We start from the raw sequence: 25,883 nt of genomic DNA, 5'->3' as shown, positions 1-25,883 counted from the left end.
CTGTGAACTCCTCGATAAACAAGACATAAGGCTATAGAAAATGACGGGGCCAATTAACCCTAACCTCTTGCTGGCGGTGCCACTCGCACCGCTCGCGGGCTCGGCGATCGCCGGCCTGCTGGGCACCAAGTTCTTCGGGAACGTGGTCGGTCGCAAGGTGTCGCATACCGCGACCATCGCCGGCGTGTTCATCGCCATGGTCATCTCGATCATGACCCTGATGGACGTGCTCGGCGGCGCGACCTTTAACGGCGACGTCTACACCTGGATGACCATCGGCAGCATGAAGATGACGGTCGGTTTCCAGATCGACGCGCTGTCGGCAATGATGATGTGCGTGGTGACCTCGGTGTCGCTGATGGTCCACATCTACACGATCGGCTACATGGCCGAGGACGAAGGCTACAACCGCTTCTTCTCGTACATCTCGCTGTTCACCTTCTCGATGCTGATGCTGGTCATGTCGAACAACTTCCTGCAGCTGTTCTTCGGCTGGGAAGCGGTGGGCCTGGTCTCGTATCTGCTGATCGGCTTCTGGTACACCCGTCCGACCGCCATCTTCGCGAACATGAAGGCCTTCCTGGTCAACCGCGTCGGTGACTTCGGCTTCATCCTCGGCATCGGCCTGCTGCTGGCCGCCACCGGCACCATGAACTACGGCGAAACCTTCGCCAAGGCCCACGACCTGGCCGGCATGACCGTGCCCGGCCTCGGCTGGCCGCTGCTGACCGCCGCCTGCATCTGCCTGTTCATCGGCGCGATGGGCAAGTCGGCGCAGTTCCCGCTGCACGTCTGGCTGCCGGACTCGATGGAAGGCCCGACCCCGATCTCGGCGCTGATCCACGCCGCCACCATGGTTACCGCCGGTATCTTCATGGTGTCGCGCATGTCGCCGCTGTTCGAGCTGTCGGACACCGCGCTGTCCTTCATCATCGTCATCGGTTCGATCACCGCGCTGTTCATGGGCTTCCTGGGCATCATTCAAAATGACATCAAGCGCGTTGTTGCTTATTCCACGCTTTCCCAGCTGGGCTACATGACCGTCGCCTTGGGCGTGTCGGCCTATAACGTGGCCGTGTTCCACCTGATGACCCACGCCTTCTTCAAGGCCCTGCTGTTCCTCGGCGCCGGTTCGGTCATCATCGGCATGCACCACGACCAGGACATGCGCAACATGGGCGGCCTGCGCAAGTACATGCCGATCACCTGGATCACCTCGCTGCTCGGTTCGCTGGCCCTGATCGGTACCCCGTTCTTCGCCGGTTTCTATTCGAAGGACTCGATCATCGAGGCCGTGCACGAGTCCCACCTGTGGGGTTCGGGCTTCGCCTACTTCGCGGTCATCGCCGGCGTGTTCATCACCGCCTTCTACTCCTTCCGCATGTACTTCCTGGTGTTCCACGGCGAAGAACGTTTTGGCAAGGCCCATGCGCATGACCACCATGACGACCATGCGCATCATGCAAGCAACCAGGGCGACGAGGGCAAGGACCCGACCGCCCTGCACGAAGCCACCGCCCACCACGAAGAGGACGAGGACGACGATCACGGCCACCACGGCCTGGCCCCGGGCCAGAAGCCGCACGAGTCGCCGCTGGTGGTGACCCTGCCGCTGATCCTGCTGGCGATCCCGTCGGTCATCATCGGTTTCTTCGCGATCAAGCCGATGCTGTACGGCGGCTTCTTCGACAAGGTCATCACGATCAACGCCGAGCGTCACCCGGCGATGGAAAAGCTGGCCGAAGAATTCCACGGCCCGCTGCAGATGGCCCTGCACGGCTTCACCGCGCTGCCGTTCTGGCTGGCACTGGCCGGCGTCGTTGCCGCCTACTACTGCTACATGATCAATCCGCGCGTACCGGCCTGGTTCTACAACAAGCTGCGCCCGCTCCACACCCTGCTGGACAACAAGTACTACATGGACAAGTTCAACGAGGTGGTGTTCGCCGGTGGCGCCCGCGGCGTGGGCAAGGCCTTGTGGCAGGTGGGTGACCGCGTGCTGATCGACGGCCTGGTCGTCAACGGTTCCGCCAAGCTGGTGGGCTGGTTCTCGACCGTCGTCCGCACGTTCCAGACTGGTTATATCTACCACTACGCGTTCGTGATGATCCTGGGCGTGCTGGGTACGCTGCTGTACTTCTTCCCGTTCTGGCGCGCTTAAACAGAGAGAAAAACAAGATGCAGTCCACGATTTCCACATTTCCTCCGTACCTGAGCCTGTCGGTCTGGCTACCGATCATCTTCGGCATGATCGTGCTGGCCGTCGGCCGTGACAGCAAGGCGGGCTTCACCCGCGTGCTGTCGCTGATCGGCGCGGTGGTCAGCTTCCTGCCGACCATCCCGCTGATGTCGAGCTTCAGCAATACCGCCCACGGTCCCCAGTTCGTCGAGAAGGCGGCCTGGATCGAGCGCTTCAACATCCATTACTACCTGGGTATCGACGGCCTGAGCCTCTGGTTCGTGCCGCTGACCGCCTTCATCACCATCATCGTCGTCATCTCCGCATGGCAGGTGATCGAGGAACGCGTGGCCCAGTACATGGGTTCCTTCCTGATGCTGTCGGGCCTGATGATCGGCGTGTTCGTCTCGCTGGACGGCCTGCTGTTCTACTTCTTCTTCGAAGCCACCCTGATCCCGATGTACATCATCATCGGCGTGTTCGGCGGCCCGAACCGTGTGTACGCGGCATTCAAGTTCTTCCTGTACACCTTCATGGGTTCGCTGCTGACCCTGATCGCGATCATCTACCTGTACAACAAGTCGGGCGGTTCGTTCGACATCCTGGCATGGCACCAGTTACCGCTGGACATGAAGGAACAGGTCCTGATCTTCCTGGCCTTCCTGATGGCCTTCGCCGTCAAGGTGCCGATGTTCCCGGTCCACACCTGGCTGCCCGACGCCCACGTGGAAGCGCCGACCGGCGGTTCCGTGGTGCTGGCCGCGATCATGCTGAAGCTGGGCGGCTACGGCTTCCTGCGGTTCTCGCTGCCGATCGCACCGGACGCCTCGCACTACCTGGCGCCCCTGATCATCGTGCTGTCGCTGACCGCCGTGATCTACATCGGCCTGGTCGCCATGGTCCAGAAGGACATGAAGAAGCTGGTCGCTTACTCGTCGATCGCCCACATGGGCTTCGTCACCCTCGGCTTCTTCATCTTCAACGAGATCGGCGTGCAGGGCGGTATCGTGCAGATGATCTCGCACGGCTTCGTGTCGGGCGCCATGTTCCTGTGCATCGGCGTGCTGTACGACCGCATGCACTCGCGTGAAATCGCCGACTACGGCGGCGTCGTGAACCGCATGCCGAAGTTCGCCGCTTTCTCGGTCCTGTTCGCGATGGCCAACTGCGGCCTGCCGGCAACCTCGGGCTTCGTGGGCGAATTCATGGTCATCCTGGGCGCCGTGAAGTTCAACTTCTGGACCGGCCTGCTGGCCGCCACCGCCCTTATCCTGGGCGCAGCGTATTCGCTGTGGATGGTCAAGCGCGTCGTGTTCGGCAAGATCGGCAACAAGCACGTGGCCGAACTGACCGACCTGAACGGCCGTGAGTTCTTCATGCTGGGCGTGCTCGCGATCCTGACCATCTACATGGGCCTGTATCCGGCGCCGTTCACCGATTCGCTGCAAGTGTCGGTGGCCGACCTGCTGCAGCACGTCTCGGTCAGCAAGCTGCCGCCGTTGCACTAAGCAGGAAACTACAACGATATGAATCCGATGATTAACAACACTGTATCGGTGGCGTCCATCAACATGGCGCCGCTCGCCGCGGAAATCTTCCTGGTGATTGCCGCCTGTGCGATCCTCCTGATCGACATGTTCCTGAAGGAAGGGAAGCGCAACCTGACCTACATCCTGTCGCTGCTCACCCTGGTGGGCTGCGCGGCGATCACCTGGACCGACTTCAGCGCCGGCACCACGACCTACACCTTCTTCAACATGTTCGTGTCGGATCCGATGGCGAACCTGCTGAAGCTGTTCACCTACCTGGCCGTCGGCATCACCCTGGTGTACTCGCGCCAGTACACCGGCGACCGCGGCATGATGTCCGGTAACATGGGCGGCGAGTTCTACGTGCTCGCGCTGTTCACCATGCTGGGCCAGATGATCATGATCTCCGGCAACAACATGCTGCCGATCTACCTGGGCCTGGAAATGATGTCGCTGTCGCTGTACGCCCTGGTGGCACTGCGCCGCGACCATGCGACCTCGACCGAAGCCGCGATGAAGTACTTCATCCTGGGTTCGCTGGCCTCGGGCTTCATGCTCTACGGTATCTCGATGGTCTACGGTGCCACCGGTTCGCTGGACATCACCACCATCGCCAAGCTGACCGCCGCCGGCGCCGCCAACCACACCATCCTGGTGTTCGGCCTGGTCTTCATCGTTGCCGGCATGGCCTTCAAGCTGGGCGCCGTTCCCTTCCACATGTGGGTGCCGGACGTCTACCAGGGCTCGCCGACCGCCGTGACCCTGCTGCTGGGCGCCGCGCCGAAGCTGGCCTCGTTCGCGATGATGATCCGTATCCTGGTCGAAGGCCTGCTGCCGATGGCGGTCGACTGGCAGCAGATGCTGCTGGTGCTGGCCGTGCTGTCGCTGGCCGTGGGTAACCTGACCGCGATCGCCCAGACCAACATCAAGCGCATGCTGGCCTACTCGACCATCGCCCAGCTCGGCTTCGTGCTGCTGGCCATGATGGCCGGCGTCACCGGCGGCAAGGATGCGGTCAACGCCGCCAACGCGGCCCCGGCCTACAGCGCCGCCATGTACTACAGCATCACCTACGTGCTGACCACCCTGGGCAGCTTCGGCCTGGTGATGATGCTGGCGCGCTCGGGCTTCGAAGCGGAAGAAATCGCCGACTTCAAGGGCCTGGCCAAGCGCAGCCCGTGGTACGCCGTCATCATGACCCTGCTGATGTTCTCGCTGGCCGGCGTGCCGCCGATGATGGGCTTCATGGCCAAGTGGGCAGTCCTGCAGTCGGTCGTGGCCACGGGCCAGTACTGGCTGGCGATCGTCGCGGTGATGTTCTCGCTGATCGGCGCCTTCTACTACCTGCGCGTCGTCAAGACCATCTGGTTCGACGAGGTGGTGGATGCTTCGCCGATCTCGACCCCGCTCGACATGCGCGTGGCCCTGTCGCTGAACGGCGTGCTGGTGGTGCTGCTGGGCGTGATGCCGAACGGCCTGCTGAGCGCCTGCCTCAACGCCATGACCCAGACCCTGGGTTCGTAAGCGCCTGTGGACCTGTCCCTGGCAACCTGGTTGGTGATCGCGGTCGCGATCGCGTTCGCCAACCTGCCTTTCCTGAACGAGAGCGTGTTCGGCTTCATTCCCCTGAAGCCCGCGCAGGGCAGGGCGCACACGAAGTTCTTCGTCGTGCGCCTTCTCGAGTTGTTTGTCTTATACTTCGTCGTCGGCGGACTCGCCCATGTGCTGGAATCCCGGATCGGCAATACCTTTCCGCAAACCTGGGAATTCTATGCAATCTCGGCCTGCATGTTCGTCGTGCTGGCGTTTCCGGGTTTCGTGCTGAGATACCTGCGCAAGCGCCGGCATTGAGCACCCGCGTCCATGGCGCCGGTGCTGTTGAAAACCTACGCATCACCGGAGCATCAACCATGGATTCCCACCTGAGAGAAACCCGCATCGATGGCGAGCTCGCCTACGATGGCCACTTCCTCAAAGTCTCCCGCGACCGCATCAGGCTGCCCGACGGCTCGGAAAGCAAGCGCGAGTTCATCCGCCATCCCGGCGCCGTCGTGATCCTGCCGTTGCTGGCCGACGGCCGCGTGCTGCTGGAGCGCCAGTACCGCTACCCGAACGACCGCGTCTTCATCGAATTCCCGGCCGGGAAGATCGACCCGGGCGAACTTCCTCTGGCCACCGCCAGGCGCGAACTCGAAGAAGAGACCGGTTACACGGCCACCGAGTGGAACTTCGTCTGCACCATCCACAACGCGATCGCCTATTCCGACGAGCACCTCGAGATCTTCCTGGCGCGCGGCCTGAGCGCGGGCGAGGCCAAGCTGGACGAGGGCGAATTCCTCGAACTCTTCACCGCCACCATTCCCGAGCTGCTCGAGATGGTGCGCAAGGGCGAGATCACGGACGTGAAAACCATCATCGGTACCTTCTGGCTGGAGAAGTACGCCGCCGGCACCTGGACACCTTCCTGAGATGGCGAGACTGGCGCCGTGCCTGCCGCTGTGCCTGCCGTTGCTGATCCTGTTCGCGGCCGCCGACGCGGCGGCGCGCACGCCTTTCGAGGCGCGCTGCGAAGCCCGGCAACTGGGGCTGGACAGCGAAGTGCGGCGCCCCGGCGTCAGCGTCGAGGCCCACGACAACGGCTACCGCGTCGACAGCAGCCTGTCCTACCGCAGCCTCACCCGGATCAAGCCGGAACGCGTGGGCGACTACGTGCTGGGCCTGACCCGCGCCGAGTCGCGGGTGGCGATCAGCGTCGAGGGCGCCATCGTCAGCGACCCGGATACCGGCGAGGAATGCCTGCTGCCCCAGGTCGGCGTGAGCCTGTCCTATCTGCCGATCGTGATCTATGTGGGCAGCGAGTTCGCCCCGGGCACTTGTGCATATCGCGAGATACTTGCGCACGAGATGCGCCATCTCAAGGCCTACGTCGATTACCTGCCGAAAGTGGAAAGCAGGGTGCGCGAGGCGCTGGGGCGGCGTTTCGACGGCCGTCCCGTGTATGCCTTGCACGGCCAGGCCCTGGCCCGCGTGCAGGCCGAACTGGACGGGCGCTGGATGCCCTTCATCAAGCGCGAAATGGGCAAGGCCAGGGCGCTGCAGGCAGGTATCGACAGTCCGCGCGAGTACGCGCGTCTCAGCAAAGTTTGCCAAGGTGAGGTACAGTCTCTTATTGGATCGACAAGACGATCGCCTTCATCAACAAGCTCATAAATGAATCAAGCACCACGTTACTTTGCCTTAATTCCTGCCGCGGGCGTCGGTGCCCGCATGGGCGCGGGCAGCCCCAAGCAGTACATCAAGATCGGTGGCAAGCCGATGCTGCGGCATACCCTCGACGCCTTCCTGTCGAGCGACCTGATCGCCCACACCTTCGTCGTGGTGAGCCCGGACGACCCCTGCATCGACGCGGTGGCCCCGAGCCATGGCGTGACCGTCCTGCGCTGCGGCGGCGCGAGCCGCATGGAATCGGTGCGCAACGGGCTGGCCGTGCTGGCCAACACCCTGGCGCCGACCGACTGGGTGCTGGTGCATGACGCCGCCCGCCCGGGACTGACCGCCGAGCTGATCGAGAAGCTGATCACGGCTACCGGCGACCACCCGGTCGGCGGCCTGCTGGGCCTGCCGGTGGTCGACACCGTCAAGCGCTGCATCGAAGGCGAAGCCTGCGGCACCATTCCGCGCAACGGCCTGTGGCTGGCGCAGACCCCGCAGATGTTCCGTTTCCAGCTGCTGCGCGAAGCGCTGACGGCGGCTACCGACCCGAATACGATTACCGATGACGCCAGTGCGGTTGAAGCGCTGGGATTGACCCCCAAGTTGGTCGAAGGGCATCCCCGCAACCTGAAAGTGACGCTGCCGGACGATATCCGGATTGCCGAGCTGTACCTGGCAGTGTCCCAACCTGAACTCGTGTGAACACCATGGCTCTTGCATCGTATAACCCAACTCCGCCGTTCCGTATCGGGACCGGCTATGACTGCCACGCCCTGGTCGAGGGGCGCAAGCTGATCGTCGGCGGCGTCACCATCCCGCATCGCCTTGGCCTGCTGGGCCATTCGGATGCCGACGTGCTGCTGCACGCCATCATCGATTCCCTGCTGGGCGCCGCCGCCCTCGGCGACATCGGCAAGCACTTCCCGGACACCGATCCGATGTTCGCCGGCGCCGACTCGCGCACCCTGCTGCGCGAAGTGGCCTCGCGCGTGCTCGCCACCGGCTATACCATCGGCAACATCGACGCCACCATCATCGCCCAGCAGCCGAAGATGGCGCCGCACATCCCGCAGATGGTCTCGCGCATCGCCGAGGACCTGGGCGTTTCGCCGCAGCAGGTCAACATCAAGGCCAAGACCAACGAGAAGCTCGGCTTCCTGGGGCGGGAAGAGGGGATGGCGGCGCAGGCTACGGCTTTGTTGGTCAAGGTCTGACTCGTCGCTTTCGCGCACCCCTGCGTCGTCCCCGCGCAGGCGGGGACCCAAGTTTGCCGGCGTTTCGATAGCTCAAGCAGAACATGGGCCCCCCGCCTTCGCGGGGGCGACGGTTTTGGGGCATCCCTCTGCAGCTTCCCGCACTCCATGCGACACTGTCGAACACAAACGACAACAAGGGAGCCAAGATGACCAGCCAGACCCCGATGACGCCACGCGCCGCGTGGCTGCTCATCCTGTCCGCCAGTGCGATCCTGATGATCACGATGGCGGCGCGCCTGACCACCGGTCTCTTCCTTTCCCCGATCAACACCTCCACCGGCCTCGGCGTCGCCTCGATCAGCCTGGCGATGGCGGTCGGCCAGTTCATGTGGGGCGCTTCGCAGCCGATCTTCGGCGCCGTGGCCGACAAGTGGGGCCCGGCGCGCGTGATCGTGCTGGGCGGCGTGATGCTGGCCGCGGGCCTGGCCGCCACGCCTTTCGTGTCATCGCAGTGGGGATTGATGCTGACCCTGGGCGTGCTGTCGGCGGCCGGGGCGGGGGCCGGCAGTTTCTCGATCCTGATCGGCGCCACCGCCCAGCGCCTGCCGCCCGAGCGCCGGCCCTTCGCCGCCGGCTTCATCAATGCGGGCGGCTCCTTCGGCCAGTTCGTGTTCTCGCCGCTGGTGCAGCTCGTGATCCAGGCCAGCGGATGGGTCGTGGCGATGTTCGCGCTGGCCGCCACCACCTTGCTGACCATCCCGCTGGCCGCCCTCGTACGCGGGCGCGCGCCGGCGCCGGGCGCAAAAGCCGGCGCCGCCGTCGACGAGTATTCGCTGGGCCGCCAGGTGCGCGAAGCCATGCGCGACAAGAGCTACCTCTGCCTGCACGCCGGCTTCTTCACCTGCGGCTTCCACATCGCCTTCCTGGTCACCCACCTGCCGGGCGAGGTCGCCCTGTGCGGCCTGCCGGCCGGCGTGTCCGCCACCGCGCTGGGTCTGATCGGCCTGTTCAACATCGCCGGCTCGCTGGTTGCCGGGGCGCTCGGCCAGCGCTACCGCATGAAGTGGCTGCTGGCCGCGATCTATGGCGGACGTGCCGTCATCATCGGCCTCTACCTGCTGGCGCCGAAGACCGCGCTGACCTTCTACCTGTTCGCGGCGGCGCTCGGCTTCTCGTGGCTGGCGACGGTGCCGCCGACGGCCGGCCTGGTCGGCAAGTTGTTCGGCATGCGCTACCTGTCGACCCTGTTCGGCCTGACCCTGCTGTCGCACCAGATCGGCGGCTTCTTCGGCGCGTGGCTGGGCGGACTGGCCTTCGTGAAGTTCGGCGATTATTCCTGGATGTGGTACGCCGACATCCTGCTGGCGCTGGCCGCCGCCCTGGTCAACCTGCCGATCCGCGAGGCGGCCGTGCACAGCGCCGCCGCAGCGGCGGCGGCGAAAGCCTGAGATGGCGCGCGATCCCTGGGCCTACCGCGAGGTTGCGGTCGAATCGGTGATGGACCCGCGCACCGGGATGCCGCACATCCGGCCGATGGCGGGACAGGCCTACGCGACCTCGATGCGCGTGCATTGCTCGCGCGCGCTGCGCGACCCGGAACTGTACCCGCTCGGGACCCGCTTCCTGATCCGCGCCAAGCTGACCGACCGGATGGGCGGGGCGCCTTACCTGTACGCCCACCATGGCGATCCGGTGAAGGTGCTGACGGCGCGCGAAACCGAGTCCTTCCTTGACGAATATCGCCGCCGGCGGATTTGACTTCGAAAAAACCTGAATATATCTCAAGATTTCTTCGGTTTTAGTTTTGGGTGGAAGGCAGTAGTCTGTTGTCTCCACTATTCGAGGAGTTTCACAATGCGTTCCTATCCCACCGACAGTCCCAAGGCAATTTCCAGGCTGCTGGCGCTGACCATGATCGTCGACGGCCACCTGGCGCCCTCGGAACTGAAGGCCATGCACCGCTCGGGCATCCTGCAGCAGGTGGGCATCGCCGAGGACGATTTCGACGACGTGGTGCGCGACCTCTGCGAAGACCTGCTCGCGACCGCCGCCCGGCGCTGCAGCCAGGAAGTCGAGATCGACGTCCACCTGCTCGATGCCCTGCTGGGCGAACTCCAGGACACGACCTTGCGCATGGCGGTCATGAAGGCCATGCTCGACATCGTCCATGCGGACAGCGTGCTGGATACCCGCGAGACCTTGCTGATCGAGCGCGCGTTCAAGGTGTGGTCGGTGCCGCGCCTGCATGCCGCGTAAGCTAGTTACCGCGAAGGGCAAGCAATTTTCCTTTTGCATTATTCGAAAGGGCATAAGGACAGGACTTGAGCAGTATGCGGATCCGTTCGACACACCGGTCGGAAGTGCTGCCCTGCGATAATTGATAAACGCTGTCCCCTAATGCCAGCTCACCGGGAAGCTTCTCGGCTTTCTGAAGCTGCTGGAGCGCATCCATCTGGTCGAGCGTGCCCTGGAGCGCACAGGCATTCAATCCCTAGATCTGGAATTCGTTGAAATTGGCGGGTCGGCGCTCCTCGGCAAGCCCACGGTCTTTCCAGTAACCGCCAACGACGTGACCGCCCCGATGAAAAATCGCTACACTTGAAGTACTGACATCCATCCCGCAACCTCGAAAGGAATTTCATGGCAACGCGTAAGATCGCAGTTCTCGTCGGCAGCCTGCGCAAGGAATCGTTCACCCGCAAGCTCGCCAAAAGCCTGATGCTGGTAGCCCCGCCCACGCTGGAGCTGGAAATCGTCAACATCGCCCAGCTTCCGATGTACAACCAGGATGACGAGACCGACACGCCGCCGCCGCGCTGGACCGAGTTCCGCGACCGCATCCGCGAGGCCGACGGCGTGCTGTTCTGCACGCCCGAGTACAACCGTTCGCTGCCCGGGGTGCTCAAGAACGCCATCGACGTCGGCTCGCGCCCCTACGGCAAGGCGGCCTGGAACGGCAAGCCCTGCGCCGTGGTCAGCAATTCGCCGGGCGCAATGGGCGGCTTCGGCGCCAACCACGCCTTGCGCCAGTCCCTGGTCTTCCTCAACATGCCCTGCATGCAGCAGCCGGAGGCCTATATCGGCGGCATCGGCAACAAGTTCGACGGCGACAAGCTCACCGACGAATCGCTGCACGGCTTCCTGCAGCAGTTCATGGAATGCTTCGCCACCTGGGTCGAACGCCATGCCGACTGACATGGGGACCTGCGGCGCGGTCAGGATCCGCGAGATCGACCACGTGGTGCTGCGCGTGGTCGACCTGGCGCGCATGCAGCGCTTCTACGGCGAGGTGCTCGGCTGCCGGGAAGTGCGGCGCCAGATTGATATCGGCCTGGTGCAGCTGCGCGCCGGCAGCGCCATGCTGGACCTGGTCCCGGTGGACGGCAAGCTGGGCCGCATGGGCGGCGCCGCGCCGGGGCGCGAAGGGCGCAACGTCGACCACATCTGCTTCCGCGTCGAGCCCTTCGACGAAGCCGCGATCCGCGCCCACCTGGCGGCGCACGGGGTCGAGGCCGGCCCCGTCGAATCGCGCTTCGGCGCCGAGGGCGAAGGGCCCTCGATCTACCTGCAAGACCCGGAAGGGAACATGATCGAGCTGAAGGGGCCGGCCACAAAGTGACGCCGGAACCGCGCGCCGACAAGCCCTACGTTTCGCAGGTTCCGGACTCCTACGGCAAGCCGCCGTCCGGCCTGCGGCGGCGCATGTTCGACGTCATCTTCGAGGCCGACACCCCGGCCGGGCGCCGCTTCGACATCGGACTGGTCTTCGCGATCATGCTCAGCATCCTGGTCGTGGTGCTGGACAGCGTGCCCGGCCTGCACCGCGAGTACGGCGAAACGCTGAACGTGGTCGAGTGGACCTTCACCCTGCTGTTCAGCGTCGAATACCTGGCGCGCCTCGCCTGCGTGCAGCGGCCCTGGCGCTATGCGGCCGGGTTCTACGGCGTGATCGACCTGTTGGCCGTGCTGCCGACCTATTTCTCGCTGCTGCTGCCGGGCAGCAATCTCTTCCTCGACATCCGCATCCTGCGCCTGCTGCGCGTCTTCCGCATCTTCAAGCTGACGCTCTACATCGAGGAGTACACGCGCCTGGGCGAGGCGCTGTCCGCCAGCCGCCGCAAGATCCTGGTCTTCCTGTCGGTGGTGCTGATGGCCATCCTGATCCTCGGCACCGTCATGTACGTGGTCGAGGGGCCGAAGAACGGCTATACCAGCATCCCGGTCGCGATGTACTGGGCCACCGTGACCATGACCACGGTCGGCTACGGCGACATCACGCCGCATACCCAACTGGGCAAGGCGATCGCTTCCTTCATGATGCTGCTGGGCTGGGGCATCCTGGCGGTGCCGACCGGCATCGTGACGGCCGAAATCTCGGCGCGACGCGGCGACCGCAGGGTCGGGCCGGCACGTCTGCTGGCGACGCGCAAATGCGAGGCCTGCGGCAGTCGTGGCCACGAAGCGGGCGCCCGTTTCTGCAAGGATTGCGGCAGGGAGTTGCCGGCGTCCAAGCCCCAGGCGGGGCCGGGTTCGTCCTCCTGAATTCAAGTCCGGCACGTTTAATCTAGATCAAACTCGTGTACAGCCGCGTCTTTAGTCTTCTAGCTTCATGCCACGGACATGCGGCGGTGCAGCAAAACCGCCGCCGTGGCCTTTCAGATTTTTCCAATCATTTATCCTGAAAGCGAGGCAAGGCATGTATCCATTTCCGCAAACCGTCGCCCCGGCAGTGAAGACCCACGTCGACGCCCAGACCGCATTCCTGAACGACATGTCGAAGTCGCTGTTCCGCTCCTTCCAGCAGATGTGCGACCTGAACATCCAGCTGATGCAGACCATGATCGAGGAAACCACGCTGGCCGGCAAGCACATGCTCAGCGCCGACCGCCAGACCGAGCTGCTGAGCGCCGCCGCCGCGCGCGCCCAGCCGGCCAGCGACAAGCTGCGCGCCTACCAGCAGCACATCACCCGCCTGGCGGCCGACGCCCAGGTGGACCTGGCAAGAGTGACCGAGCAGCACGTCCAGAATACCACCCGTACCGCACGGGCCCTGGCCGACGAGGTGGCGCGCGACGCCACCGAGCAGACCGAGCGCGGCCTGCGCGCCCAGCAGGAAACCGTGCGCCAGTTCTCCGATCCCTTCGCGCACGTGGGCAACGGCGCCGCTTCCTCGTCGCAATCGAGCGCCGGCGCGGGCACGCAGAGCGGTGCGGCCAATGCCCAGGGCAGCCCGCAGCAGACGCAGTCCGGCGGCCAGGGCGGCAGCCAGAGCCAGCGCGGCGCAACGACGCACTGAGCGGCATTACCTTCCGGTGCAAGCCCCAGTGACCGCGCCCAGCCTTTCCATCACGGCAGCGCGGTACTGGCGGCTGCAGGGCACGCGGGCGCCGCCGCGCAGCACCAGTTCGCAATCCCCCTTGTCGAGCGGGACCACCCGCTCGATCCACGCCAGCTGCACGGCGGCGCGCCGGTGGCAGCGCAGGAAGGCCGGTTCCAGCCGTTCCGCCAGTCCGGCCAGGGTCTGGCGCAGCAGTGGGCTGCCGGACGGCGTGTGCAGGGCCACGTAGTTGTCCGCGCTCTCGATCCAGCCGATCTCGGCCACCGGCACCACGCGCGTGGCGCCGCGTTCGGAAACCAGCAGCTGTTGCACGGGCAGGGCCGGCAAGGCCTGGGCCCCGGGTGCGGCGATGCGCTCCCGCAGGCGCTGTACGGCGCGCGCCAGGCGGGCCGCATCGTAGGGCTTGAGCAGGTAGTCGATGGCGCCGGCGTCGAAGGCGCGCAGTGCATACTCGTCGTAAGCGGTCACGAAGACGATGGCCGGCGCCGGTTCCGGCAGCGAGGCTGCCAGCTCGATGCCGGACAGCTCGGGCATGGCGATGTCGAGGAACAGGGCGTCCGGCCTGGAGGCTTCGATGCGTTCCAGCGCGTCGATGCCGTCCGGCGCTTCCTCGATCGCGGCGACGCCCGTTTCCTGCGCCAGCAGGCGGCGCAGCTTGTCGCGCGCGGGCTTTTCGTCGTCGACGATCAGAATACGCATGTGAACCTCAGCATGGCACCCTCAGCTCGGCGCGCACGCCGCCACCGTCGCGGGCGGCCAGGTCCAGCGAGGCGCGCGTGCCGTACAGCGCCGCCAGGCGGGCCCGCAGGTTTGACAGGCCGATGCCGCCGCCCGCGCCGGCCGTGGCGCCGAGACGGCCGTCGTCGTCCACCCGCAGCACCATCGCATCCTGTTCGCGCTGGGCCGAGACCTCGATGCGGGTCAGGCCGCGGCGCTTTTCGACCGTGTGCTTGAACACGTTTTCCAGCAGCGGCTGCAGGCTCATCACGGGCAGCGGCTGGGCCAGCAGGGCATCGTCGATGCGCCAGCCGATCTCGACCCGGCCGGCAAAGCGCTCCGCCATCACGCCGGCATAGCTTTGCGCGATCGCCAGCTCGGCCCGCAGCGGCGCCTCGTGCGCCTCCCCCAGGGCGAGGGTGGCGCGCAGCATCTCGGCCAGTTGCTGGAGGGTGGCGTCGGCCTTGTCGACGTCGACGTGCATCAGCGAGGACACCGTGTTCAGCGCATTGAACAGGAAGTGGGGTTGCATCTGCTGGGCCAGGCGCTGCAGCTGGGCCTGCTGCTGGAGGGCGATCGCCCGCTGCGCGCGCAGCTCGGCTTCGACCAGGGCCAGGTAGGACTTGATGCCGAAGCGGACCGCCGTGAACAGGCCGGCGAAGATCGAGATCTTCATCGACTCGTAGACGAACAGGTGCGGCCATGAATCATGGTAGTAGGTAGCGCCCATCAGCGCATACACGGCGTGGCGGATGCCGAAGGCGAGCGGCGTGAAGACGATCCACCACACCGGCAGCCACAGCGCCTGGCGCGCGAACCAGCGACCGGGACTGCCGAGCAGCGCGTCGTCGCGGCGGCTGAAGCGCAGCTGCGCGAGTACCAGCACGGTCGCCACCAGTGCCGACGAACCCTCCCATAACACCGGCTTCCACAGCTCGGGGCTGTGTTCGTTGCGCTGGAAGTCCTGGACGGCCACCAGCACCATCAGGGTCCAGAACAGGACCCATACCAGGATGAAGACGAGATTGCGGCGAGGAATCTGCATGGCGAAATCATCTGCCATCCTTGCCTGATTGTCAAAATCCAGAATACTGGAATCAGTTTTCCAGTTCATCCTCGCCCGGCTTGCGCCCGCGGCTGCGGTCGAGCGGCTCCTTCATGCCCTCGACCTCGCGCATGAATTCGTCGATGCCGTGGTCGCGGCTGACCCGCAGACCGGGCGGCATCAGCACCGCCATGTAGAGCTCGTCCGCCAGGCGTCCGGTGCGCTGCAGGTTGAAGGCCAGGATCAGGCCGGAGCCCAGCACCGCCAGGCCGGCGGCGATCCAGCGGTAGCGCAGGCGGTTCTGCGGCCTGACGGTGCAGAGGTGGAAATAGAGCATGCCGGCCACCAGCAGCGTCGCCGCGTGCGAGGCATAGCGGGTGAAGAACTCGACCGAGAAGGCATAGGCGGCGGTGGCGCACAGCATCGCCACCAGGCTCAGCGCAGCCAGCCCGCAGCCGAACACGAACAGGTGGCGGCCCAGGCGCGCATGGCGTCCGAACAGGCGGTTGGCGAAGGACCACACGCCGGCCCACAGCAGGGCCGCGCCGACGCCCCATGCCAGGGCCTCGAAATAGCGCACGAACTCGAAATACTGCGTGTCGCTGAGCCAGCGCGCAAACAGGGCGCAGGCGCCGACCAGCAGGACGCCGGCCGTGCCGGGCAGCGCGCCTTCCCAGCGGTGGAAGGTGCGGTCCTCGAGCTCCGGCGCCACCGGAAAACTCGCCGCCCGCACCCGCAGCGAGGTATGGCCGATGCGCACCACGGTATCCCCGGACAGCACCACTTCCTGCAGCCGCTTGCCGCGATGATTCAGGCCGTTCCTGCTGCCGAGGTCGCGCAACACCAGGCGTCCGGCATTGTCCAGCTCGATGCGCGCGTGGCTGGCGGCCACATAGTCGTCGTCGAGAATCAGCTCGTTATCGTAGCCGCGGCCGATCCGGATCGGCAGGGCGTCCACGCAGTGGCGCTGCAGCACGTCGCCGTTGCGCGCCAGGGTCTCGATATACCAGGGGCCGCTCATCGCGCCAGCCTCCGGGGCTGGGTCCGTCCCAGCGAGGACAGGAAGGCGCGGGTGGCGCGCAGGCCGTTCTCGTAGGAGACGCCGGCCAGGTCGAGACGGCTCTGCAGGCTGGCATGGCCGTCGTCGGTGCTGGCGGTGAGCAGGGTGAAGTTGTACAGGCCGGCAAACTTGCGGTAGGCGCGCACGCAGGTGACGGCGCGCAGCGGCAGGCTGGCCGTGTGCACGAACTGCTCGGTGCAGGACGGGCGGGTCAGGCGCACGTCGCGCGAGGCGCCGATGCGGTCGACCCGGAAGCGGGCGCTGGCCAGTGCCGCGAACTGCAGCGGATGCATGCCGGCCGAACGCAGGTAGAGGTGGGACATCGACACATGCCCGGTCTGCTGGGAATCGGAGACGTACACCGCCACCTCCATCGCGCAGCTGACGGAATCGCCGGTGAACTCGGCTTCGAGGCGGAAGTTGGTGCGCCCCCAGCAGCGCAGCTGCTGCGATTCGCGCACCGGCACGTGATAGGGCCCCATGGTCTTGATCGACAGCGGCTCGGCCAGCAGGCGGTCGATCATTTCGCGCTGGTGGGCCAGCAGCTGCTGGGCGATCAGCGGATTGAAGTCTTTCGGCGGGTGCGGCTGCGCGGCAACCTTGCGCAGCAGTTCCTGGGCGAAGCGTACCGGCACCAGGAAGCTGACCGACTCGCCGTCGCGGCGCTTCGAGACGTTGATCCCGGCCACGGTGCCGGACGCCGTCACGCTGGGACCGCCGCTCATGCCGGAGTTGATCGGCCCCGTGAAGATCAGCTGGTCGTAGAAGCTGCGCGTGACCACACCGTTATAGGCGCCTTCCGAGATCGCGAAGCCGAGGTCGAGAGGATTCCCCAGCGAGTACAGGTACTGGCCCTGGGTCAGCCTGACCGGACGGTCGGGCACCTGGAAGAAACCGGTGCCTTCGCGGTTCACGCGCACCACCGCGAGGTCGTGCAGCACGTCGACCGCCATCAGCTCGACCGGGCCGGTCCTGCCGTCGGTGTCGACGTATTCGCCGATGTAGACGTCGGGGTCGAGCGCCATCTGCGACACCACGTGGTAATTCGTCAGCACCAGCCTGCCGGTGCCGACCAGGAAGCCCGAGCCGACCGAGGACTGGCTGCGGCCGTTCTTCAGCAGCATGCGGATCTGCAGCAGGTCGGACTTGGCGGCCGAGTACAGGTCCTGGGCGGCGGTGGAGGGCGGCGGCAGGGCCGCGGTTTCGTCGGTTTCGCCGGGGAGGGGAGCGGGCGGCGTGGTGGCGGGCGGCGTGGCGGGAGGGATCACCAGCGGCGGCTGCGGCGCCTGCTTGCCGCCGGCGCCCGTCGAAGCGCTCTTCTGTGCGACAGGCGCGGCGCCGGCGATGGCGCAGAGCAGGCACAAGAGGGTGACAAGCGGGAGCGGGCGCATTCCATTCGTCGCTGGAAAGATGACTGGAGTTCATCTTGCCAGAAGATGCAGGAGGGTAGCGCTCGATGGTGCAACGCCATCCCCGCGAAGGCGGGGACGACGTCAAATACTTACAGCTCGCCGTCCAGCACCGGCTCGGCCGCAGGCGTCATCATATGCCCCAGCTTCGCCTGCTTGGTATTCAGGTAGTTGTTATTGAAAGCGTTACGGTTCACCAGCAGCGGCACGCGTTCGGCGACGTCGAAGCCGAGCTTGGTCAGGGCGTCGATCTTGCGCGGGTTGTTGGTCATCAGGCGCACCGACCCGATGCCGAAGTGGGCCAGCATCGGCTGCACCAGCTCGTAGTTGCGGGCGTCGGCGTGGAAGCCCAGCTGCAGGTTGGCTTCGACGGTGTCGGCGCCGGCTTCCTGCAGGCGGTAGGCGCGGATCTTGTTCACCAGGCCGATGCCGCGGCCTTCCTGGCGCAGGTAGAGCAGGATGCCGCGGCCTTCGGCGGCGATCTTCTTCAGCGCGCCTTCGAGCTGGGCGCCGCAGTCGCAGCGCTGCGAGAACATCACGTCGCCGGTCAGGCACTCCGAGTGGATGCGCATCAGCGGCGCCTCATTCGTGGACAGGTCGCCCAGCGTCATCGCCAGGTGTTCCTTGCCGGTGGCATGCTCGACGAAGGCGTGCAGCGTGAACTGTGCCCACGGCGTCGGCAGGGTGCACGACGTGACGTAGTCGACGAGGTTGGACGAAGCGGCGGCGTTGTCTTGCATGACTGGTTCCTGAGACGTAGGCAATGATTTCTGCGAAGTTTTCTGCAACAGTAAACCTGAAGTTTACCGGAAATCCGACATGGCCGTGTGGTGCCGGGTGTTTACCCACGTTCACACTGTGTCCGCAGGGCATCATCGTGTGCTACGCTGGCGGCGGCCTTTTCCTCGATGATCCCGATGCCGTCCTCACGCTCCTTTCCCCGCAATCTGCTGCCGCGCCGCCTGGGTGCCTGGCTGGCGCTCGCCTTCACCCTGCTGACCGTTGCCCTGTCCGTGCTGCTCGTCACCGTCATCGAGCGCAGGAATACCGAACAGGTCAAGTCCAACATCGGCCACAGCCTGGCCGAGCTGGCGCTGCAGACCTCCGACAAGCTCGAGCGCGGCATGTACGAACGCTATCGCGAAGTGCACCTGATGGCGCAGCGCCGCGGCCTGCGTCCGGAGACCCCGGTGAAGCGGCGCCGCGAAACCCTCGACCAGTTGCAGGGCAGCTACGGCTACTACAGCTGGATCGGCGTGGCCGGCATGGACGGCAGGGTACAGGTGGCGGCCAGGGGCCTGCTGGAAGGCGCGGACGTGTCAAAGCGCCCGTGGTTCGGCAGCGCCCTGAAGGGCGTGCACGCCGGCGACGTGCACGAGGCGGTGCTGCTGGCCAAGTTCCTGCCGCAGCAGCAGGAACCCTGGCGCTTCGTCGACGTCGCCTTCCCGGTACGGGACGATGCCGGCCGCGCCGAGGGCGTGCTGGGCGTGCACCTGTCCTGGCAATGGGCGCGCGACGTCGAGCGCTCGGTGATCGCGCCGATCGCCGCGCGGCGCCAGGTCGAGGCCCTGATCGTCGACGCCAAGGGCGTGGTCCTGCTCGGCCCCGCGGGCTTGCAGGGCAAGACCCTGTCGCTGGCCAGCCTGAAGTCGGCGCAGACGCAGAAGGAGGACGGCTACCTGGTCGAGAAGTGGCCGGACGGCGTCTCCTACCTGGTCGGCTTCGCGCGCGGCCACGGCTATGCCGAATATCCCGGCCTCGGCTGGACCGTGCTGGTGCGCCAGAACGTCGACGACGCCTACGCGCCGGTACGCCGGCTGAGCGAATACGGCCTCACCGCCGGCATCCTGCTGGCGGGCCTGTGCTCGATCGCCGGCGTGCTGGTGGCGCGCCGCATCACCCGCCCGCTGGACGAACTGGCGCGTTCGGCGCGCGGCATCCGCGAGGGCGAGCCGGTGACCATCAGCCCGGGCCGCGGCGGCTACGAGGAAGTCGAGACCCTGTCCGGCACCCTGAACGCGCTGGTGGCCGACCTGGTCCGGCGGCGCGGCGAGCTGGAGGACCTGAACGCCACCCTCGAACTGCGGGTCGAGCAGCGCACCCGAGAACTTGAGCAGGCCCTGAACACGGTGCGCGCCAGCCAGCAGCGCATCGTGAACATCATCGAGACCGCCCAGGACGCCTTCATCAGCGTCGATCTCGACGGCCGCATCACCGACTGGAACTCCGCCGCCAGGGACATGCTGGGCCGGACCCGCCAGGAAGCCGTCGGCCGGATGCTGGTCGACCTGGCGATTCCGGAACGCCATCGCGCCAGCGCCCTGCGGGCCCTCCAGCATTTCCGCGAGACCGGCGAGCTCGCGCTGCTCGGCCATCGCGTCGAGCGCAACCTGGTGCGGCGCGACGGCGCCGAGATCACGGCCGAGATGACGGTCGGCCTGGTCGGCACCGGCGAGGGCGTGTTCTTCAGCGTGTTCCTGCACGACGTCTCGGAGCGCAAGCAGATCGAGCGCATGAAAAACGAGTTCATCTCCACCGTCTCGCACGAGCTGCGCACGCCGCTGACCGCGATCAGCGCCTCGCTGTCGCTGCTGAAGGACGGCATCGCGGGCGAGCTGCCGGCGGATGCGCAAGGCCTGGTCGGCGTCGCCTGCGCCAGCTCCGAGCGCCTGGTGCGCCTGATCGGCGACGTGCTCGACATCCAGAAGATGGAAGCGGGGCAGATGGACTACCGCTTCGAAGCGCAGCAGGTGGCGCCCGTGGTGGAGGGCGCGGTGGCGGCAATGGACAGCTTCGCGTCCCAGGCCGGGGTGCGGCTGGCCGTCGAGGCGGCGGGCGATGCGCAAGACCTGCGCGCGAGGGTCGACCGCGACCGCATCACCCAGGTGCTGACCAATCTGCTGTCCAATGCGATCAAGTTTTCCGCGCCGGGCGGCGAGGTGCTGACCCGCCTGGAACGCGTTGGCGGGATGCTGAAGATCGCCGTGATCGACCATGGGGCCGGCATTCCGGAAGCCTTCCGCGAGCGCATCTTCCAGCGCTTCGCCCAGGCCGATTCGGCCGACTCGCGCCGGAAGGGCGGCACCGGGCTGGGGCTGAACATCTGCAAGACCATCGTCGAGGAACACGGCGGGCGCATCCGCTTCGAGAGCGTGGAAGGCGAGGGGACCAGTTTCTTTGTCGAGCTGCCGGCTTTAACGACGGCTTAAGTGTTCGAGCCTTGCGTTCGTGTTAAGTTGTCATCCATTCCATTATCGACGAATCCGACGCCATGATCCTCGACCTTCTCTTCCAGGCAGGTGCCGAAGTCGCGCTGAACGTCGCCGCGCGGCGCAGCAGGGCCGTGCGCAGCTCGCTCATCGCCGCAAGCGTGCTGGTGGTGGCGGTGACCCTCGCCTATGCGCTCGCCTGAGCCGCCCCGGGTAGTCCGCTGGAAGGCCGTCGAGGGCCACGGCCTGGAACACCTGCTGCTGCGCGCGGACGAGCGCGGTGTGAGCGCGGATGGCATGATCATTGGCGAGCGCTTCGGCGGGCGTTTCGGCGAACCCTACGCCGTGCGCTACAGCATCCTCTGCGATGCCGCTTGGCGCGTGCGCAGGCTGAGCGTGGACAGCATCGACGGCGGCGGACTGGTCCTGCTGGGCGACGGGCAGGGCCGCTGGACCGATGGCGCCGGCCAGCCGCTTGAAGCACTCGACGGCGCCATCGATGTCGACCTGACCGCCAGCTGCTTCACCAATACCTTGCCCTTGCGCCGCCTCGGCAGGGCGCTGGCCGGGCGCACGGTCATCGAGGTGGCGTATGTGCATATTCCCACGCTGGACTGTGCGCCGGCGCGGCAGGCCTATACCCGCATCGCGCCGGGCCGTGTCCTGTACGAAGGAATCGGCAGCGACTTCCAGGCCGAACTGGATGTGGACGAGGACGATCTCGTCCTGCGCTATCCCGGCCTATTCGACCGTATCGAGGCCTAGGCGACCGCCGAGCCTTCGCCGGTACAGGGGCAGCACGTGATCGCGGGTCAGCGGGGCGAGTTCGAGAGCCGTCGCGGAATCGGCATCGACCCAGACCGCCTCTTCGATCTCGGCCGCGGGCATGACCGGAGGATCCACCCGGATCTCATACAGCTCGCAGCACACCTCGAAGCCCGGCTCGTTCGCGGCCGGCGCGCTGAACCGGCCAAGAAAGCGCGCCCGTGCGATATCGGCATCGATATCCAGCTCTTCCTTCAACTCCCTGCCGAGCGCGTCTTCGGGACGCTCATCCGCTTCGATCTTCCCGCCGGGCTGCATGAAGGCGGCGGTGCCGCGCTTGCGCACCAAGAGCGTTTTTCCTTCGGCGTTCAGGAGCAGGGCGGCGGCAATGTGGAGGCGTCTGGTCATGGCGGTTTCGGCGGATGTAAGCGGCCGCATATTGTAATGGACGCCGCTGTCGGGGACCCAGGCCGCCAGCGCCTGCGCATAGGAGGTGTCGTTGGCAGGCGCTTCGCGCACGGACACCGGCTGCTCCGCCGCCAGCAGGCTCGCCATCGCCGGCAGATCCCGGCCGTTGATCGTGGCCTGGAAGCGGCGCCGCGGGCGGTCGATCGACTGGTGCTGCACGACGTCCTCGGCAGGCCGGCCGTTCGAGCGGATCGAAACGGACTCCGACCGCGACAATTACATGGCGACCAGCCAGGGCGTGGCATATGGACTGATCGACCGCGTACTCAATTGCCGCGCCTGAGTCGTTCGATTCAAATGGCGGCGTTGCAGGCCATCCAGTCCGCGAGCTCCGCGGCCATGATGGGCTTCGAGATGCGGTAGCCCTGGCCGACGTCGCAGCCGTTGGCGCGCAGCCAGTCCAGTTCCTCGGCGGTCTCGACGCCTTCCGCCACCACCGACAGCCCCAGCGCGTGGCTGAGCATGATGGTCGATTTCACGATGGCGGCGTTGCGCGGCGAGTCGGCGATCGCGGTGACGAAGCTGCGGTCCAGTTTCAGTTCATTCACCGGCAGGCTTTTCAGGTAGGCCAGCGAGGCCTGGCCGACGCCGTAGTCGTCGATCGAGAGTTTCACCCCGAGCGCCGCCAGCGCGTTCAGGTGGGACAGGGCCAGCGCCGGCTCGTCCATCAGGGCGCTCTCGGTGATCTCCAGGCACAGGCGCGCCGGCGGTACGCGGTGGAACTCGAGCAGGGCCTTCACGCGCCGCGGCAGTTCCGGATCCAGCAGGTCAAGGGTCGACAGGTTGGCCGAGACCGCGATGTCCAGGCCCTGCGCCTGCCATTGCGCCAGCTGGCGGATGGCGGCGTCCAGCACCCAGGGCGTGATCTCGCGGATGAAGCCGGTCTGCTCGGCGAAGGGGATGAAGCTTCCCGGCGCGACCATGCCGCTGCCCGGACGGCGCCAGCGCAGCAGCGCTTCGGCGGCATTGACGCGGCCGCTCACCAGGTCCAGCTTGGGCTGGTAGGCCAGCAGGAATTCGCCGTTCGCCATCGCGGCGCGCATGTCGCCGATCAGGTACAGCTGCTCCGGCGCCGGCTCCGCGCCCGCCTCGTGGGCGAAGGCCAGGCCCGAGCGGCGCCGCTTGGCCGCCGCCAGCGCCAGTTCGGCGCGCCGCAGCAGGGTGCCGGCGTCCGTACCATCCTGCGGATACAGGGCGATGCCGATGCTGCCGCCGATGTCGAGTCGCTGCCCGTCCAGCGTGATCGGATCGTGCAGCTGCTCCAGCACCGCACGGGCAAAGCCGCGTGCGCAATCCTCGGTCTCGATCTCGAGCAGGAAGGCGAAGTGGTCGCCCCACAGCCGCGCCACCATCAGCGGCGGCCGTTCCAGCCTGGAGATGCGTTCGCCGACTTCGCGCAGCAGGCGGTCGCCGACCTGGTAGCCGAGCGCATTGTTGATCATCGCGAAGCGGTCGATGTTGAGCACCGCCACCGCACGCGAGATGCCGGCCGGCAGGCGCGCGAAGGTCTCGAGGAAGCGGGTGCGGTTCGGCAGGTCCGTCAGGCCGTCCACGTAGGCCAGGCGCACGATGCGTTCCTCGCGGCTGGCGATGCCGTCGCGCATGTGGGCGAAGCTGGTGGCCAGCCGGCCGATCTCGTCCTGGGGCAGGGCCGGCAGCGCCTGGCCGTAGTCGCCCTGGGCGATGCGGTGCGCGGCCGCCGACAGTTCTTCGAGCGGCTTGACGATGCGCCGCGCCAGCGTGATGCTGCCCAGCGCGAACACCAGGATCGCGATGCCGACCACCCACAGCAGGCGCTGCAGCAACTGGCTGAACGGCGCCTCCACCGTCGAAACCGGCAGCTGCAGCACGGCCTGCATGGCGCCGTCCAGCGGCAGGCGCATGGTGCGCCAGGTTTCGCCGCCGGCGTCGAGCAGGGCCTGCCGGCCGGCCGCCGGCAGGCCGCCCAGGCTCAGCGCGGCGCGCTGCTTCGCATCGAAGGACGAGGCCAGCAGGACCGGGCCGCGCGCGCCGAAGCGCACCACGTGCACGGCCAGTCCGGTCACCTCGGCCATGTCGCGCGCCCAGCCGTCGTCGACCCGGAAGGCCATCGCCACCCAGGCGATGCGGCGCGGCGCCATGATCGGCACCAGCACCACCTGGTAGAGCTGGCCATTGCGCATCTGGCGGAAACCGGCGCTGCGTCCGCTGGATTCGGCCTCGAGCAGCAGGTCGGGGAAGGGGAAGGCGTCGCCGGCGGCGGTTTCGCGCTGGGAGCTGGCGATCAGGGCGCCGCTGGTGTCGGCCACCATCATGACCTGGGCGTGGATGCGCTGGCCGTGGTTGCGGATCACCGAGCGCATGGTGGGCTGGTCCTGGGTCGCGATCGCTTCGCGGAAGGCGAAGTCGGCGGACAGCACGCCGGCCGCCGTCTCCAGCTGGCGCTGGTTCTGGTCGAGCAGGCGCTGGAACACCTTGGCACCCACCACCAGGCCGTTGCTGCCTTCGCTGCCGACGATGCGCGCGCTGCTCTCGCGCACCAGGGTCAGCACCAGGCCCATGACGAGCACCAGCAGGCCCACGAACACGAGGACGATGCGGCGCTGGAGCGAGGTGAGACCCATGAACGATGCTTCCTTTGTTTCAGTAACTGTCCTGGTCGATCGCCGTGTGCGGCTTGGGCTCGCGCGCCCGCGCGTCCAGTACCAGGTTCAGCCTGGCCGGGGCGGCCGCGAGTTCGATCTCACTGGCCGCCGCCTGCGCCTTCTGCAGCGGATGCCAGAGCTGCAGGCGGTAGCGCCCGGCCGGCAGGTTGGCGATGCGGACCTGGCCGTCCGGCCCGGTCTTGCCGAAATACGGCGACTCCACCACCAGCACATAGGCTTCCATCCAGTCGTGGATATTGCAGCCGATGACGACCTCGCCCGGCTTGTCGAAAGTGATGGGCTGGCCCGGCTTGCCGGCATAGAGCTTGATCTCGAAGCGCTTGGGCTGGGAGAAGGAGTAGACGTGGTGGCGGACCGTGTCGTTGTTCGGGAAGTCGACCGCGGTGCCGGTCTGCACGACCGTCACCCAGGGAGAAAATTCGGCGCCGCGCTGCTCGATCACGGCATGCGGGCGGTTCTTTGCCGCCGGTACGGCGCCCGCGAGCGGTTCGAGCACCACGACGGCGCCGGGCACCGGCTTGCCGGCCGGCGTCGCCACCCGCGCGTCCAGGGTGGCGCCGGCCGCGCTTGATGCCAGCGGCAAGCCGAGGACGACCAGCAGGGCCGGCAGGGACGCGCGCAGGAACATCGGCGTCCTTATTGGTCGAGCTGCATGGCAGGAGCGATCTGCCAGAGTTCGGTGGTGAGTTCGCCGTCGCGGTAGGTCAGGACGTGCAGGACCTTGAGCGGCAGCTTGCCGCCGTAGTCGGCGCGCTGCTGCACCGAGGCGCCCTTCGGATTGGCGAAGGCGCTCAGCTTGCCGAAGGTGGCGGGACGGGGCTTGCCCTCGTTGACCGCGATGAATTTCTGCCAGACGGCGCGGATCGCTTCCTTGCCGCGGTAGCGGCCGTCGAGCGGGCCGCCGACCCATTCCATATAGGCATCCTCGGGATAGTCCTTCATCAGGGCCTCGAGGTCGCCGGCGGCGACGGCGTCGAGGTGGGCGCGCGCCTTGGCTTCGTCCAGCGGACCCGCGACCGCCTGCGTGGCCGGCAGGCAGGCCAGGACCAGGGCCAGCGTCATGCAGCCTTGCTTGAGTTTCCGGAACGTCATGAGCCTCTCCTTGGCGTG

Annotated in this window: 28 protein-coding genes; 19 read left to right on the top strand and 9 right to left on the bottom strand. The window is 66.5% G+C overall.

Annotated elements, in window-relative coordinates; genetic code table 11:
* The first annotated feature begins 40 nt into the window (after window positions 1–40).
* From nuoL to AC1DOP_RS10185, 15 genes are all read left to right on the top strand, one after another.
* Entirely contained in the window at window positions 41–2,161 is a 2,121-nt protein-coding gene (gene nuoL, locus AC1DOP_RS10255) for an NADH-quinone oxidoreductase subunit L (protein WP_442121783.1), read from the top strand.
* Between the two features lie 17 nt (window positions 2,162–2,178).
* A complete protein-coding gene (locus AC1DOP_RS10250) occupies window positions 2,179–3,687 on the top strand; it encodes an NADH-quinone oxidoreductase subunit M (RefSeq protein ID WP_442121782.1) in 1,509 nt (502 codons plus the stop codon).
* Window positions 3,688–3,705: 18 nt separating this feature from the next.
* Complete coding sequence (nuoN, locus tag AC1DOP_RS10245; RefSeq protein WP_442121781.1) at window positions 3,706–5,232, top strand: NADH-quinone oxidoreductase subunit NuoN; 1,527 nt, start codon at window positions 3,706–3,708, stop codon at window positions 5,230–5,232.
* Between the two features lie 6 nt (window positions 5,233–5,238).
* Window positions 5,239–5,559, top strand: coding sequence for a DUF2818 family protein (locus tag AC1DOP_RS10240; RefSeq protein WP_442121780.1), 321 nt, complete (start codon window positions 5,239–5,241; stop codon window positions 5,557–5,559).
* A gap of 59 nt (window positions 5,560–5,618) precedes the next feature.
* Window positions 5,619–6,176: an NUDIX domain-containing protein gene (locus AC1DOP_RS10235; protein WP_442121779.1), complete on the top strand. Its 558-nt coding sequence runs from the start codon at window positions 5,619–5,621 to the stop codon at window positions 6,174–6,176.
* 1 nt (window position 6,177) lies between these two features.
* Entirely contained in the window at window positions 6,178–6,918 is a 741-nt protein-coding gene (locus AC1DOP_RS10230; protein ID WP_442121778.1) for a hypothetical protein, read from the top strand.
* Window positions 6,919–7,623 (top strand): 2-C-methyl-D-erythritol 4-phosphate cytidylyltransferase, encoded by a 705-nt coding sequence (gene ispD / locus AC1DOP_RS10225; RefSeq protein ID WP_442121777.1) that lies wholly within the window; start codon window positions 6,919–6,921, stop codon window positions 7,621–7,623.
* Between the two features lie 5 nt (window positions 7,624–7,628).
* Complete coding sequence (ispF, locus tag AC1DOP_RS10220) at window positions 7,629–8,135, top strand: 2-C-methyl-D-erythritol 2,4-cyclodiphosphate synthase (RefSeq protein WP_442121776.1); 507 nt, start codon at window positions 7,629–7,631, stop codon at window positions 8,133–8,135.
* Window positions 8,136–8,323: 188 nt separating this feature from the next.
* Window positions 8,324–9,565 carry an MFS transporter gene (locus AC1DOP_RS10215; protein WP_442121775.1) on the top strand — a complete coding sequence of 414 codons (1,242 nt, stop codon included), beginning with the start codon at window positions 8,324–8,326 and terminating at the stop codon, window positions 9,563–9,565.
* Between the two features lies 1 nt (window position 9,566).
* The gene (locus tag AC1DOP_RS10210; protein ID WP_442121774.1) at window positions 9,567–9,875 is read left to right on the top strand and encodes a hypothetical protein; all 309 of its coding nucleotides are present in this window, start codon (window positions 9,567–9,569) and stop codon (window positions 9,873–9,875) included.
* 96 nt (window positions 9,876–9,971) lie between these two features.
* Window positions 9,972–10,373 carry a tellurite resistance TerB family protein gene (locus AC1DOP_RS10205; protein WP_442121773.1) on the top strand — a complete coding sequence of 134 codons (402 nt, stop codon included), beginning with the start codon at window positions 9,972–9,974 and terminating at the stop codon, window positions 10,371–10,373.
* Window positions 10,374–10,757: 384 nt separating this feature from the next.
* On the top strand, window positions 10,758–11,312 hold the full coding sequence (locus AC1DOP_RS10200) for an NADPH-dependent FMN reductase (protein ID WP_442121771.1): 555 nt from the start codon (window positions 10,758–10,760) through the stop codon (window positions 11,310–11,312).
* Window positions 11,302–11,736 carry a VOC family protein gene (locus AC1DOP_RS10195; RefSeq protein WP_477250928.1) on the top strand — a complete coding sequence of 145 codons (435 nt, stop codon included), beginning with the start codon at window positions 11,302–11,304 and terminating at the stop codon, window positions 11,734–11,736. The genes AC1DOP_RS10200 and AC1DOP_RS10195 overlap by 11 nt, the downstream gene beginning before the upstream one ends.
* 83 nt (window positions 11,737–11,819) lie before the next feature.
* Window positions 11,820–12,659 carry an ion transporter gene (locus tag AC1DOP_RS10190; RefSeq protein WP_442121968.1) on the top strand — a complete coding sequence of 280 codons (840 nt, stop codon included), beginning with the start codon at window positions 11,820–11,822 and terminating at the stop codon, window positions 12,657–12,659.
* A 154-nt stretch (window positions 12,660–12,813) separates the two neighbouring features.
* Window positions 12,814–13,413 carry a phasin family protein gene (locus AC1DOP_RS10185; RefSeq protein ID WP_442121770.1) on the top strand — a complete coding sequence of 200 codons (600 nt, stop codon included), beginning with the start codon at window positions 12,814–12,816 and terminating at the stop codon, window positions 13,411–13,413.
* 6 nt (window positions 13,414–13,419) lie between these two features.
* Here the strand turns inward: AC1DOP_RS10185 and AC1DOP_RS10180 are convergent, their stop codons facing one another.
* The 5 genes from AC1DOP_RS10180 to ribA form a co-directional block, all read right to left on the bottom strand.
* Window positions 13,420–14,154 carry a LytR/AlgR family response regulator transcription factor gene (locus tag AC1DOP_RS10180; RefSeq protein WP_477250925.1) on the bottom strand — a complete coding sequence of 245 codons (735 nt, stop codon included), beginning with the start codon at window positions 14,152–14,154 and terminating at the stop codon, window positions 13,420–13,422.
* Between the two features lie 7 nt (window positions 14,155–14,161).
* Window positions 14,162–15,217, bottom strand: coding sequence for a sensor histidine kinase (locus tag AC1DOP_RS10175; protein ID WP_442121768.1), 1,056 nt, complete (start codon window positions 15,215–15,217; stop codon window positions 14,162–14,164).
* 52 nt (window positions 15,218–15,269) lie between these two features.
* The gene (locus tag AC1DOP_RS10170) at window positions 15,270–16,238 is read right to left on the bottom strand and encodes an FHA domain-containing protein (protein ID WP_477250923.1); all 969 of its coding nucleotides are present in this window, start codon (window positions 16,236–16,238) and stop codon (window positions 15,270–15,272) included.
* On the bottom strand, window positions 16,235–17,668 hold the full coding sequence (locus tag AC1DOP_RS10165) for a S1 family peptidase (RefSeq protein ID WP_442121766.1): 1,434 nt from the start codon (window positions 17,666–17,668) through the stop codon (window positions 16,235–16,237). The genes AC1DOP_RS10170 and AC1DOP_RS10165 overlap by 4 nt, the downstream gene beginning before the upstream one ends.
* Before the next feature lie 110 nt (window positions 17,669–17,778).
* Window positions 17,779–18,426, bottom strand: coding sequence for a GTP cyclohydrolase II (gene ribA, locus AC1DOP_RS10160; protein WP_442121765.1), 648 nt, complete (start codon window positions 18,424–18,426; stop codon window positions 17,779–17,781).
* Window positions 18,427–18,603: 177 nt separating this feature from the next.
* Here ribA and AC1DOP_RS10155 point away from each other — a divergent pair, with 177 nt between their 5' ends.
* From AC1DOP_RS10155 to AC1DOP_RS10145, 3 genes are all read left to right on the top strand, one after another.
* Window positions 18,604–20,895 carry a sensor histidine kinase gene (locus AC1DOP_RS10155; RefSeq protein ID WP_477250920.1) on the top strand — a complete coding sequence of 764 codons (2,292 nt, stop codon included), beginning with the start codon at window positions 18,604–18,606 and terminating at the stop codon, window positions 20,893–20,895.
* A gap of 62 nt (window positions 20,896–20,957) precedes the next feature.
* On the top strand, window positions 20,958–21,098 hold the full coding sequence (locus AC1DOP_RS10150; protein WP_442121763.1) for a hypothetical protein: 141 nt from the start codon (window positions 20,958–20,960) through the stop codon (window positions 21,096–21,098).
* Window positions 21,085–21,660, top strand: a complete 576-nt coding sequence (locus AC1DOP_RS10145) for a putative glycolipid-binding domain-containing protein (protein ID WP_477250917.1) — start codon at window positions 21,085–21,087, stop codon at window positions 21,658–21,660. The genes AC1DOP_RS10150 and AC1DOP_RS10145 overlap by 14 nt, the downstream gene beginning before the upstream one ends.
* Here AC1DOP_RS10145 and AC1DOP_RS10140 read toward each other — a convergent pair.
* Entirely contained in the window at window positions 21,637–22,287 is a 651-nt protein-coding gene (locus tag AC1DOP_RS10140) for an NUDIX hydrolase (protein ID WP_477250915.1), read from the bottom strand. The two genes, AC1DOP_RS10145 and AC1DOP_RS10140, sit on opposite strands and share 24 nt — an antisense overlap.
* Here AC1DOP_RS10140 and AC1DOP_RS10135 point away from each other — a divergent pair.
* On the top strand, window positions 22,241–22,411 hold the full coding sequence (locus tag AC1DOP_RS10135) for an ATP-dependent Clp protease proteolytic subunit (protein ID WP_477250913.1): 171 nt from the start codon (window positions 22,241–22,243) through the stop codon (window positions 22,409–22,411). The genes AC1DOP_RS10140 and AC1DOP_RS10135 overlap by 47 nt on opposite strands.
* Before the next feature lie 10 nt (window positions 22,412–22,421).
* Here AC1DOP_RS10135 and AC1DOP_RS10130 read toward each other — a convergent pair whose 3' ends face one another.
* The 3 genes from AC1DOP_RS10130 to AC1DOP_RS10120 are packed head-to-tail and all read right to left on the bottom strand — an operon-like array spanning window position 22,422 to window position 25,865.
* The gene (locus tag AC1DOP_RS10130) at window positions 22,422–24,731 is read right to left on the bottom strand and encodes a putative bifunctional diguanylate cyclase/phosphodiesterase (protein WP_477250911.1); all 2,310 of its coding nucleotides are present in this window, start codon (window positions 24,729–24,731) and stop codon (window positions 22,422–22,424) included.
* 19 nt (window positions 24,732–24,750) lie between these two features.
* Window positions 24,751–25,401, bottom strand: coding sequence for a methylamine utilization protein (locus AC1DOP_RS10125; protein WP_442121758.1), 651 nt, complete (start codon window positions 25,399–25,401; stop codon window positions 24,751–24,753).
* A gap of 8 nt (window positions 25,402–25,409) precedes the next feature.
* Window positions 25,410–25,865 carry a nuclear transport factor 2 family protein gene (locus tag AC1DOP_RS10120; RefSeq protein WP_442121757.1) on the bottom strand — a complete coding sequence of 152 codons (456 nt, stop codon included), beginning with the start codon at window positions 25,863–25,865 and terminating at the stop codon, window positions 25,410–25,412.
* Window positions 25,866–25,883: the final 18 nt, after the last annotated feature.

The organism is Massilia sp. 01N410, assembly GCF_056399665.1.
This window is presented reverse-complemented; position numbering and strand designations above follow the sequence as displayed.